The sequence below is a fragment of the Streptomyces sp. NPDC097619 genome, assembly GCF_040302735.1.
Lineage (GTDB): Bacteria > Actinomycetota > Actinomycetes > Streptomycetales > Streptomycetaceae > Streptomyces.
This window is the reverse complement of record NZ_JBEOSD010000211.1, coordinates 1-11088: the sequence shown is the minus strand read 5'-3', so window position 1 is coordinate 11088 and position 11088 is coordinate 1. Positions and strand designations below refer to the sequence as shown.

Sequence of the window (11088 nt, the reverse complement as noted above, 5' to 3'; positions counted from 1 at the left end):
GGCTCCCCGAGCCGGCGCCCGACCGGGGCGTTCTGCTTCCGCCGTACGGGTACCAGGAAAGAGAGCACAGCACCGTGGCCGCAGTATCGTCCCGTCTCCCCGTCTTCCCCTGGGACAAGCTGGAGCCCTACAAGGCGACAGCGGCGGCCCACCCGGACGGCCTGGTGGACCTCTCCGTGGGCACGCCCGTGGACCCGGTCCCGGCCCTGATCCAGCGGGCCCTCACCGAGGCCGCGGACTCCCCGGGCTACCCGACGGTCTGGGGCACCCCTGCCCTGCGCGACGCCCTCACCGGCTGGGCCGCCCACCGGCTGGGCGCCACCGCCGTCCGGCACGAGAACGTCCTCCCCGTGGTCGGCTCCAAGGAGCTGGTGGCCTGGCTGCCGACCCAGCTCGGCCTGGGCCCGGGGGACCGCGTGGCGTACCCCCGCCTGGCCTACCCCACCTACGAGGTCGGCGCCCGCCTGTGCGGGGCCGAGCCGGTGGTCTACGACGACCCGACCGAGCTGGACCCGGCGGGCCTGAAGCTGCTCTGGCTGAACTCCCCGTCCAACCCCACCGGCGCCGTCCTCTCCAAGGAGGAGCTGGCCCGGATCGTGTCCTGGGCCCGCGGCCACGGCATCCTCGTCTTCAGCGACGAGTGCTACCTGGAGCTGGGCTGGGAGGCCGAGCCGGTCTCCGTCCTCCACGAGGAGGTCTGCGGCGGGGACTACACGGGCCTGGTCGCGGTCCACTCCCTCTCCAAGCGCTCCAACCTGGCCGGCTACCGGGCCGCGTTCCTGGTCGGCGACTCCGCCGTGCTCGGCGAGCTGCTGCAGATCCGCAAGCACGGCGGGATGATGATCCCCGCGCCCGTGCAGGCCGCCACCGTGGCCGCCCTCGGCGACGACGCGCACGTGGCCGAGCAGCGCGAGCGGTACGCCGCCCGCCGGTCCGCCCTGCGCGCCGCCCTGGAGGCCCACGGCTTCCGCGTCGAGCACAGCGAGGCCAGCCTCTACCTGTGGGCCACCCGCGACGAGAACTGCTGGGACACCGTCGCGGCCCTCGCCGAACTGGGCGTCCTGGTGGCCCCCGGCGACTTCTACGGCGAGGCCGGGAACCGCTTCGTCCGGGTGGCCTTCACCGCCACCGACGAGCGGGTGGCCGCCGCCGTCAAGCGGCTCGGCGGCTGACCGCGGGCGTCCGCCCGGCGGACGCCACCACGCGCGCGGGGCCCGGGAGCACACGCTCCCGGGCCCCGCGGTCGTTCCCCGCGGCCTGCCGGCCGCGCGGGGGATCAGCCCAGCGGGCCCGCCAGCGGCAGCTGACCCGCGGGCAGCTGCGCCGGGAGGGTGGTGGCCTCGGGCAGGCCGCCCGGGGCGGGCAGGGCCCCGGTCAGGGCGTCGGTGGGCAGGCCCTGGGTGGTGGTGTCGGCGGCCAGCGGGGCGACCGTGTCGCCGGCCAGGGCCTCGGCGGTGCCGGTGAGGTCGCCCGCGGTCTCCGTGGCGGTGGGGGCGCCCTTCTTGGCGAGACCACCGGCCGCCGCGCCCGCGGCGGGCACTCCGGTCCGCACGGCCTCGCCGCCCGCGGCCCCGGCGGTGCCGGTGGACTGGCGGGCCGCGGAGTCGACCGCCTGGCCGAGGCTCGCGCTGTCCACGGCGGTCAGGGAACCCAGCTGCGCGGACTGGAGGTCCGCCGCGCTCGCCGAGCCGGCCGCACCGACCACGGGAGCTGCGCCGGCCGCGATCAGCAGAGCGGCACGGGCGATCCGGCGGGTCAGGGGGAGGGACATGGTGCTCCTAAGCGTGTTGCGGGCTTGAGTACGCCGTGACAACCGCTCGCGGGGCGGGCGAGGTTGCGGTGACCGGAGGTAAAGGATCGGTAACGCGTCGCATTATCGGTTTCGCCGAAGAACGCATGAATCGCGCTCCGAGCAGCGGTTCTCCGCGCTCCCGACGGGCCCCGCCGAAGATCCCGCTCCCCCCGGTCGGGGGACCTCCCGCACACCGGTCCGCCCCCGCCGGCCGTACGTCCGAGCGAACGGACCCGGCCGACGGACGCCCCCTCCGGCCGAAGAACACCGGTCCGCGCGCCGGTCCACGGGCCCGACCTTCCCCACCGGCCCCGACCGTCCCGGTCGCCCGGCGCGCGTCGCCGCCGCCGGTCCGCGCCGGCTCACTTCCCGGCGGACACCGTCACCCGGACACCCGAGGCGCCCCCGGCACCCGCGGCCTCCGCGGACCCCCAGGCCCCGCGGTCCTCACCGGCCCGCCAGACCCGGCCCCCGTACGCGACCTCCGCCAGGTTCAACCGGGCCGCGTTGGCCACCGCCCAGTGCGCCAGCTCCCAGCCCCGCCGGGGCTCGTCCGCCGGCACCGGCACCGTCAGCACCCGCCCCGACACCGCCGAGCGGCCCGCGGGACCGGCCCCCGCCGCCCCGTCGGCCCCGAAGGCCCGGACCAGCTCGGTCCGCACCGCGGCCGCGTCCCCGGGCTCCGTCGGCGCCGGACCCGTGCAGCTCAGCGCCGCCGGCGCCCGCCCGGTCAACGCCGCCGCCAACAGGGCTGCCTCCGGCTCGTGCTTGGCGTACGCCTGCGGGAAACCGCTCAACTGCACCCGCTGCGCCGCCACCGTCAGCGGCAGCCGCGAGTACCCGCGCACCTCCGCCAGCCGGTCGTAGAAGATCCCCGCCGCGTACACCGGGTCCCGGACCTGCGCCGGCGTGCCCCACCCCTGCGAGGGCCGCTGCTGGAACAACCCCAGGGAATCCCGGTCGCCGTGGTCCAGGTTCCGCAGCCCCGACTCCTGCATGGCCGTGGCCAGCGCGATCGTCACCGCCCGCTCGGGCATCCCCTTCGCCGTGCCCACCGCCGCGATGGTCGCCGCGTGCCCGGCCTGTTCGGGGGAGACGGAGTGCGAGGCGTCCCCGCCGTCCGCCGCCCGCACCGTGCACCGGGGCGCCCCGGCCCCGCCGTTGGAGACGTACTGCACCACTAGGTAACCGGCCAGCGCGAGCAGCACGACGAACGCCGCCAGGACGCGCAGCGGCCTGCGGCGACGGGACGGCGCGGCCGCGTCGCGGGAGCGGGGTTCGGACACGCCGCCCACCGTACTGGAGCCGCCCGCCACGTCCACCGGGCGGATGCTCCCGGCGCTCCGACGGTCCGGCGGGTTAGGGTCGGCGCCATGCCAGAATCCGCGCTAGACCTCAGCCTGGACGCTGCCGAGCTGACCGCCCGGCTCGTTGACATCCCTTCCGAGAGCGGCGACGAGAAGGTTCTCGCCGACGCCGTCGAACAGGCGCTGCGCGCCCTGCCGCACCTCACGGTGGACCGGTACGGCAACAACATCGTGGCCCGCACCGGCCTCGGCCTGCCCGACCGCGTGATCCTCGCCGGGCACCTCGACACCGTCCCCATCGCGGACAACGTCCCCTCCCGACTCGACGAGGACGGCATGCTCTGGGGCTGCGGCACCACCGACATGAAGTCCGGGGTCGCCCTCCAGCTGCGGATCGCCGCCACCGTCACCGCCCCCAACCGCGACCTCACCTTCGTCTTCTACGACCAGGAGGAGGTGGCCGCCGACCTCAACGGCCTGGGCAAGCTCGTCGAGGCGCACCCGGACTGGCTCGAAGGGGACTTCGCCGTCCTGCTGGAGCCCTCCGACGCCCAGGTCGAGGGCGGCTGCCAGGGCACCCTGCGGGTCATCCTGCGCACCAGCGGCGAACGCGCCCACTCCGCCCGCAGCTGGATGGGCTCCAACGCCATCCACGCCGCCGGCCCCATCCTGGCTCGCCTCGCCGCCTACGAGCCGCGCCGCCCGGTCATCGACGGCCTGGAGTACCACGAGGGCCTGAACGCCGTCCGCATCGAGGGCGGCGTCGCCAACAACGTCATCCCCGACGCCTGCGCGGTCACCGTCAACTTCCGCTACGCCCCCGACCGCAGCGGCGAGGAGGCCCTGGCCCACGTCCAGGAGGTCTTCGCGGACTGCGGGATCACCGAGTTCGAGGTGGACGACCTCTCCGGCGGAGCACTCCCCGGCCTTTCCCACCCGGCGGCCGTCGACTTCATGACGGCGGTCGGCGGCAAGCCCATGCCGAAGTTCGGCTGGACCGACGTCTCCCGCTTCAGCGGGCTCGGCGTACCGGCCGTCAACTACGGCCCGGGCGACGCCCTACTGGCCCACAAGCGCGACGAGCGCGTGGACACGAAGGCGATCCTGCACTGCGAGGAACGACTCCGAGCCTGGCTGACCTCCTGAATTACCCTCCTTGTCACCCATGTGTGCCTACCCTGATCCGAACGATCAGCAGGAGGGAGCACGTCATGGGCAACCCCGAGGGCATGCGGCGCAAGCCGGAGGAGCAGCAGCTCGGCCCGGTACTGCGCAGACGGGGGCAGGTTCAGGCGGGCAGTACGACCGACCAGCGCCTGCTGGATTCGGCGGGCCCCAGCGAATGGGTGCACACGGACCCGTGGCGGGTCCTGCGCATCCAGTCGGAGTTCATCGAGGGCTTCGGCACCCTCGCCGAGCTGCCGCCCGCCATCAGCGTGTTCGGATCCGCGCGCACCGCCGCCGACTCCCCGGAGTACGAGGCGGGCGTGCGGATCGGCCGGGCCCTGGTGGACGCCGGGTTCGCCGTGATCACCGGCGGCGGACCGGGCGCCATGGAGGCCGCCAACCGCGGCGCGCGCGAGGGCAACGGCATCTCCGTGGGCCTCGGCATCGAGCTGCCCTTCGAGCAGGGCCTCAACCCGCACGTCGACCTGGGCCTGAACTTCCGGTACTTCTTCGTCCGCAAGACGATGTTCGTGAAGTACAGCCAGGGCTTCGTGGTGCTGCCCGGTGGACTGGGCACGCTGGACGAGCTGTTCGAGGCGCTCACCCTGGTGCAGACCCAGAAGATCACCCGCTTCCCGATCGTGCTCTTCGGCACGGAGTACTGGAGCGGGCTGACCGACTGGCTGCGCGACACCGTCGTGGCGCAGGGCAAGGCGTCCGAGAAGGACCTGTTCCTCTTCCACGTCACCGACGACGTGGACGAGGCCATCGCCCTGGTCACCAAGGAAGTCGGCAAGTAGCGCCGGCGAGCGGCTGACGGCCGTCGTCCGGGTCCTCCCGGACGACGGCCGCGCCCGCTCAGGCCAGGCCGCGCCGGGCCACCGCGGGCGGCCGGTGTCCCTGGATCGAGGCCACCATGTCCAGCACCTGCCGGGTCTCCGCCACCTCGTGCACCCGGTACACCCGCGCCCCCAGCCAGGCCGAGACGGCCGTGGTGGCCAGGGTGCCCAGCAGCCGTTCCTTGACCGGGCGGTCCAGGGTCTCGCCCACGAAGTCCTTGTTGGACAGCGAGACCAGCACCGGCCAGCCCGTCTCCGCCATCTCCCCGAGCCGGCGGGTGGCCTCCAGGGAGTGCCGGGTGTTCTTCCCGAAGTCGTGCCCGGGGTCGATCAGCACCGCGTCCCGGCGCACCCCGAGGGCCACCGCCCGCTCCGCCAGCCCCACGGTGACCCGCAGGATGTCCGCCATCACGTCCTCGTACGTGGTCCGGTGCGGCCGGGTCCGCGGCTCCGCCCCGCCCGCGTGGGTGCACACCAGCCCCACGCCGTGACGGGCGGCCACCTCGGCCAGCTTCGGGTCCACCCCGCCCCAGGCGTCGTTCAGCAGGTCCGCGCCCGCCTCGCAGACGGCCTCGCCCACCTCGTGCCGCCAGGTGTCCACGCTGATCACCACGTCGGGGTGGCGCCGCCGCACCTCCGCCACGAACCCCACCGTGCGACGGGCTTCCTCGGCCGCGTCCACGTGCTCGCCCGGACCCGCCTTGACCCCGCCGATGTCGATGATCGCGGCGCCCTCGGCCACCGCCTGCTCCACCCGGTCCAGGGCCGGCTCGTCACGGAAGGTCGCGCCCTGGTCGTAGAAGGAATCCGGGGTCCGGTTCACGATGGCCATGATCACCGGCTCGTGCGGTCCGAACTCTCGTCTGCCCAGTCGCAGCATCCCCTGTGCCCTCATTCCCGTTGGCCGTACGCTCGCCTGCGACCTTAACCGCACGGAAACCGCGCGGAAGTCCGCCGCCGCGTCCCCGCCGTCGGCGGCGCATGGCACGATCGTGCCGGACAGTCGCACGGGGTCTCGGGAGTTGGTTGGACGTGTTCTGGTTCTTGCTGATCGCGCTGGTCGTGGTCGTCGCCGCGGTCACGCTCGCCGTGGTGGGCGGCGGCGAGTCCGCGGTGCTCCCCGAGTCCGAGCCCGAGCGGGTGGCCGACGCGCTGCCCGCCGGCCGCCCGGTGACCCGGGCCGACGTGGACTCCCTGCGGCTGCCGGTGACCGCCCGCGGGTACCGGATGGCGGAGGTGGACGAGGTGCTGCTCCGGCTCGGTGCCGAACTCGCCGAGCGGGACGCCCGGATCGCCGCGCTGGAGGCCGCGCTCGCCGGGGCCCAGGCCGTCTCGACCGGCGGCCCCGACCTCTTCAAGCGCGCCCAGGACCCGGCCGGACCGACCGGGGACCTCCCCGGCGGCCTCCGCGCCGAGGGCTCCCGCGACCCGCTCGGCCCCTGGGACTCCGCCCCCGGACAGGAGCGCCCGTGAAGGCGCAGCCGGCCCCGGACGGCGGGCTGCGCTGCCCCTGGGCCCTGTCCACGGAGGACTACCTCGCCTACCACGACACCGAGTGGGGCCGCCCGGTCCACGGCGACGACGCCCTCTACGAGCGGCTCTGCCTGGAGGCCTTCCAGTCCGGGCTGTCCTGGCTGACGATCCTGCGCCGCCGGGAAGGCTTCCGGCGGGCCTTCGCGGGCTTCTCCATCGCGGCCGTCGCCGAGTTCGGCCCCGCCGACGCCGAACGGCTCATGGCGGACGAGGGCATCATCCGCAACCGCGCCAAGATCGAGGCCACCCTCGCCAACGCCCGCGTGCTGGCCGGTTGGCGGCCCGCCGAGCTGGACGCGCTGATCTGGTCCTTCGCCCCGGAGCCCGGACCGGCCCCGCGCTCCCTGGCCCAGGTGCCCGCCGTCACCGCGGAGTCCACCGCGCTGGCCAAGGCGCTCAAGAAGGCGGGACTGCGCTTCGTCGGACCCACCACCGCCTACGCCCTCATGCAGGCGTGCGGCCTGGTCGACGACCACCTCGCGGACTGCACGGCCCGCGGAGCCTGACCCGACGGCCCGCCCCGGCCGCTGCCTCCGGGCCTGCGGCGGGGCGGGCCCACCGGCTCAGCGGCCCGTGAACCGCGGCTTCTGCTTCTTCAGGAAGGACTCCACCGCCACCGCGTGGTCCTCGGAGGCCCCGGCGCGGGCCTGGAGCTCGTCCTCCTTCTCCAGGGTCTCCGCCAGCGAGTGCGCGGCCCCGAAGGCCAGGGACTCCTTGATCGCCGCGTAGGCCAGGGTCGGGCCGTCGGCCAGCGCGCGGGCCACCGCGGCGGCCTCCGCGGCCAGCTCGGCCGCCGGCACCACCCGGTTGGCGAGGCCCAGCTCGTACGCCTCCCCGGCGGACAGGTTCCGCGGGAAGAGCAGCAGGTCGCTCGCGCGGGAGGCGCCGATGAGGCGGGGCAGGGTCCAGGACACCCCGGAGTCCGCGGTCAGCGCGACCCCGGCGAAGGCGGTGTTGAAGGAGGCGGTGTCCGCGACCACCCGGAAGTCCGCGGCCAGCGCGAAGCCGAAGCCGGCCCCGGCCGCGACCCCGTTGACCCCGGCCACCACCGGCTTGGGCATCTCCGTGATCGCCCGGACCACCGGGTTGTAGTGCTCCCGCACCGTGTGCATGGTCTCGGTGGTGCCGCGCTCCCGGTCCGAGGCCAGGTTGGCCACGTGCTCGTTCAGGTCCTGGCCCACGCAGAAGGCCCGCCCGGCCGCGGTCAGCAGCACCGCCCGGACGGCCGGGTCGTCCCCGGCGGTCCGCAGGGCGTCCCGCAGGGCCTCCTTCGCCTCCGTGTTCATGGCGTTCATCGCCGCGGGGCGATTGATGGTGATCGTCGCCAGCCCGTCGGTCAGGTCGTAGAGCACGGTGTCGGCCATGGCAGGTGTCCCCTCCGTCGCGGACCCGGCCAGCGGTCGGTACTGGCCGGTACACAGGTCAGCATGGCGGACCGGACCGGGGCCGGAAGGGCGGTCCCGTGTGACTTGCGTCAAAGAATCCCTCCGCCGCTCCGCCCGTGCGGCGGCGCAGTATCGCAGGCGGATCCCCGAAATGAGTGGTTTTGGCCAAGCGCGTTGCGCAAGCGTTCCCCGCCGATGTTGGTCATCGGGTCCTGACATGCGGGATAATGGCCGGGAAGCAATGTGTTCGATGCCGGGTACTAGGCGCCTGAACGGGGCCGTCGGCTGACGATGAGCTGGTTTCAGGAAGGGGAACGAGCATGGCGGCCATGAAGCCGCGGACGGGCGACGGCCCGCTCGAGGTCACCAAGGAGGGGCGGGGCATCGTCATGCGCGTACCGCTCGAAGGCGGCGGTCGGCTGGTCGTCGAACTGACCCCCGACGAGGCCGGTGCCCTCGCCGACGCTCTCAAGAACGTCGTCGGCTGACGCTCCGCACGCACCACCCACATCTTTCCCCCGTGGCCCCGGCCGCCCCTCGTGGCGGCCGGGGCCACGGTGCGTCGCGCGTCGGATCGGGGTCGCGGAAGGGCGCCGGCGGAGCCGGGCCCGGCGCCCGGGCCACCCGTCCGGCCGCCCGCCGGACGGGTCAGCGGCGCACCGCGCAGAGCAGGCCGTCACCGACCGGCAGCAGGGCCGCCTCCAGGGCCGGGCTCTCCCGGACCGCCCGCAGCAGTTCCCGCACCCGCAGGACCTCCACCGGCTGGGCGGCGGAGTCCACCGTGCGCCCGTCCGCGAAGACCCCCTCGAAGCACACCAGGCCGCCGGGACGCAGCAGGCGCAACGATTCAGCGAGGTAGTCCAGGGACTCGGTGGGGTCCCCGTCGCAGAAGACGAGGTCGTACCCGCCGTCGGCGAGCCGGGGCAGCACCTCCAGGGCGCGGCCCGGGATGAAGCGGGCCCGGTTCCCGGCGAACCCGGCGGCGCGGAACGCCTGCCGGGCGAAGGCCTGCCGGTCCGGCTCCGGGTCCACGGTGGTGAGCACGCCGTCCGGGCGCATCCCGTACAGCAGGTGGATGCCGGAGACGCCGGTGCCGGTGCCGATCTCGGCCACCGCCTTGGCGTCGGCGGTGGCGGCCAACAGGCGCAGCGCGGCCCCGGTGCCGGGGGACACCGAGCGCAGGCCCGCTTCCCTCGCCCGGTCGCGGGCCCAACGCAGAGCGTCGTCCTCGGCGACGAACGCGTCGGCGAAAGCCCAGCTCGTCTGCCGGTTGCCGGTAATGACCCTCTCCTGTCCCCTTAGTTGGCGCAACGGTGACTGTATCCGTTGGCTGCGGGAACCCGCAGATGGGACCGGGCGTTGGAAGGGTGTGGGAGGGGCGCCGGGCACCGCCGGGGCGCCCTGTGCAAAGTTCACGCAAAAACGCTTATCCAGAGCTGACGGACGGGGTGGCTATGGTAGGGGCTCCACTGGACACCACCAGAGCCGACAGGGGAGGTGCGGCTGCGCCTGTGGATCGTGGAGGCGCCATCAGACGCCTCTTCAGGTCGGCGGGTGAGCCGAAATCCGTGACCGACACCGCTGACCGTTTCCGTTCCACCGCCACGGCGACCACCGCGACCTTTGCCGCAGACGCGGGCCAGCAGGCGTGGACCCCCCCTTCGTGGGAGGAGATCGTCAGCACGCACAGCGCGCGGGTCTACCGTCTCGCCTACCGCCTCACGGGCAATCAGCACGATGCCGAGGACCTCACGCAGGAGGTCTTCGTCCGGGTGTTCCGCTCGCTGTCCACGTACACGCCCGGCACCTTCGAGGGCTGGCTGCACCGGATCACCACCAACCTCTTCCTCGACATGGTCCGCCGCAAGCAGCGGATCCGCTTCGACGCGCTCGCCGAGGACGCGGCCGAGCGGCTGCCCAGCCGCGAGCCCTCCCCGCAGCAGGTCCTGCACGACACGCACTTCGACGCCGACGTGCAGCAGGCGCTGGACACCCTCGCCCCGGAGTTCCGGGCCGCGGTGGTGCTCTGCGACATCGAGGGCCTGTCCTACGAGGAGATCGCCGCCACGCTCGGCGTGAAGCTCGGCACCGTGCGCAGCCGTATCCACCGAGGTCGCTCGCACCTGCGCAAGGCGCTCAAGCACCGGTCCCCGGAGGCCCGGGCCGGGCAGCGCGCGCTCGCGGGGGCGGCCGTGGGAGGAGAGGGCGGAGTGGAGTGAGCGGAGTCGGTCCGTCACCTGCCGAACACCACCTGGGCGACCGGCTCGCGGCCCTGGTGGACGGGGAACTGAGCCATGACGCGCGGGAGCGGGTGCTGGCGCACCTGGCCACCTGCGCCCGCTGCAAGTCCGAGGCGGACGCGCAGCGCCGCTTGAAGACCCTCTTCGTGGAGGCGGCCCCGCCGCCGCCCTCGGAGGGGCTGCTGGCGCGCCTGCAGGGCCTGCCCGGCGGGGAACCGGGCGGCGGCTTCGGTAACGGCGTCTTCGGGGCGGTGGGCCCCGACACCTTCGGGTACGTCCCGCCGCCGCCCGCCGTGCCCGAGCCCGACCGGGGCTTCCGGATACACGAGGTCGCCCGACCCGCGCCGTCCCCGGCCCGCGGTCGCCGCTTCGCGTTCGCCGCGGCGGGCGCCGTCTCGCTGGCCGCGATCGCGCTGGGCGGGGCGCTGCCCCTGGAGGCCGCCGTGGACCCCAACGCCCGCAACGAAGGCGGTACGGCCGTCACCCCGGTCTCCCGGACGGGCAGCGGCTACGGCGGCACCCTGTCGGTGGCCGAGGCGGAGCGGCTCGGCCAGCGCGGCCGGATCGTCCCGATAGGCCGGGGCGTCGCCCCCTTGCCGGTGGCCGCGCCGACCGCCACCGGGCACATCCTGCCCGGGGCACTGCTCGCGGACGACGGCGGACCGGCCGGCCCCTACCCGGCCCAACTGCCGCCCGTGAAGGTGCCGGTCTTCAACCGCTGACGGTGTGCCCGAGGGCCCCGGACCGCAGCCGCTGTCCGGGGCCCTCGGCGTGGCCCCCCCCCGCGCCCGCGGGGGCACCCCCCGTAGGGCGCGGGGCGCACCA

General features: G+C 74.6%; 13 protein-coding genes. 8 read left to right on the top strand and 5 right to left on the bottom strand.

Features of this window, described 5'->3' with window-relative positions:
- Positions 1 to 74 precede the first annotated feature (74 nt).
- Positions 75 to 1172 (top strand): succinyldiaminopimelate transaminase, encoded by a 1098-nt coding sequence (gene dapC, locus ABTZ17_RS33865; RefSeq protein ID WP_352199640.1) that lies wholly within the window; start codon positions 75 to 77, stop codon positions 1170 to 1172.
- Between the two features lie 104 nt (positions 1173 to 1276).
- Here dapC and ABTZ17_RS33860 read toward each other — a convergent pair whose 3' ends face one another.
- On the bottom strand, positions 1277 to 1771 hold the full coding sequence (locus ABTZ17_RS33860) for an ATP-binding protein (protein ID WP_352199639.1): 495 nt from the start codon (positions 1769 to 1771) through the stop codon (positions 1277 to 1279).
- Between the two features lie 383 nt (positions 1772 to 2154).
- Positions 2155 to 3087 carry a VldE C-terminal domain-containing protein gene (locus ABTZ17_RS33855; protein WP_502994957.1) on the bottom strand — a complete coding sequence of 311 codons (933 nt, stop codon included), beginning with the start codon at positions 3085 to 3087 and terminating at the stop codon, positions 2155 to 2157.
- A gap of 78 nt (positions 3088 to 3165) precedes the next feature.
- On the opposite strand from ABTZ17_RS33855, the gene dapE reads away from it, so the two are divergent.
- Together dapE and ABTZ17_RS33845 are read left to right on the top strand one after the other, a co-directional pair.
- Positions 3166 to 4245, top strand: coding sequence for a succinyl-diaminopimelate desuccinylase (dapE, locus tag ABTZ17_RS33850; protein ID WP_352199637.1), 1080 nt, complete (start codon positions 3166 to 3168; stop codon positions 4243 to 4245).
- A gap of 65 nt (positions 4246 to 4310) precedes the next feature.
- A complete protein-coding gene (locus ABTZ17_RS33845) occupies positions 4311 to 5066 on the top strand; it encodes an LOG family protein (protein ID WP_352199636.1) in 756 nt (251 codons plus the stop codon).
- Positions 5067 to 5124: 58 nt separating this feature from the next.
- Here the strand turns inward: ABTZ17_RS33845 and folP are convergent, their stop codons facing one another.
- Positions 5125 to 5985, bottom strand: coding sequence for a dihydropteroate synthase (folP, locus tag ABTZ17_RS33840; RefSeq protein ID WP_352199635.1), 861 nt, complete (start codon positions 5983 to 5985; stop codon positions 5125 to 5127).
- 152 nt (positions 5986 to 6137) lie between these two features.
- Between folP and ABTZ17_RS33835 the strand changes: the two genes are divergently transcribed.
- Positions 6138 to 6578, top strand: a complete 441-nt coding sequence (locus ABTZ17_RS33835; RefSeq protein WP_352199634.1) for a DivIVA domain-containing protein — start codon at positions 6138 to 6140, stop codon at positions 6576 to 6578.
- The gene (locus ABTZ17_RS33830; protein ID WP_352199633.1) at positions 6575 to 7144 is read left to right on the top strand and encodes a DNA-3-methyladenine glycosylase I; all 570 of its coding nucleotides are present in this window, start codon (positions 6575 to 6577) and stop codon (positions 7142 to 7144) included. The genes ABTZ17_RS33835 and ABTZ17_RS33830 overlap by 4 nt, the downstream gene beginning before the upstream one ends.
- Before the next feature lie 57 nt (positions 7145 to 7201).
- Here ABTZ17_RS33830 and chcB read toward each other — a convergent pair whose 3' ends face one another.
- Positions 7202 to 8002, bottom strand: coding sequence for a 2-cyclohexenylcarbonyl CoA isomerase (chcB, locus tag ABTZ17_RS33825; RefSeq protein ID WP_352199632.1), 801 nt, complete (start codon positions 8000 to 8002; stop codon positions 7202 to 7204).
- Between the two features lie 341 nt (positions 8003 to 8343).
- Here chcB and ABTZ17_RS33820 point away from each other — a divergent pair, with 341 nt between their 5' ends.
- Entirely contained in the window at positions 8344 to 8511 is a 168-nt protein-coding gene (locus ABTZ17_RS33820; protein ID WP_226735082.1) for a DUF3117 domain-containing protein, read from the top strand.
- A gap of 160 nt (positions 8512 to 8671) precedes the next feature.
- Here the strand turns inward: ABTZ17_RS33820 and ABTZ17_RS33815 are convergent, their stop codons facing one another.
- A complete protein-coding gene (locus ABTZ17_RS33815; protein WP_352199631.1) occupies positions 8672 to 9334 on the bottom strand; it encodes an O-methyltransferase in 663 nt (220 codons plus the stop codon).
- A 143-nt stretch (positions 9335 to 9477) separates the two neighbouring features.
- Between ABTZ17_RS33815 and sigE the strand changes: the two genes are divergently transcribed.
- Positions 9478 to 10242 (top strand): RNA polymerase sigma factor SigE, encoded by a 765-nt coding sequence (gene sigE, locus ABTZ17_RS33810; protein WP_352199630.1) that lies wholly within the window; start codon positions 9478 to 9480, stop codon positions 10240 to 10242.
- On the top strand, positions 10239 to 10985 hold the full coding sequence (locus ABTZ17_RS33805; RefSeq protein WP_352199629.1) for an anti-sigma factor family protein: 747 nt from the start codon (positions 10239 to 10241) through the stop codon (positions 10983 to 10985). The genes sigE and ABTZ17_RS33805 overlap by 4 nt, the downstream gene beginning before the upstream one ends.
- Positions 10986 to 11088: the final 103 nt, after the last annotated feature.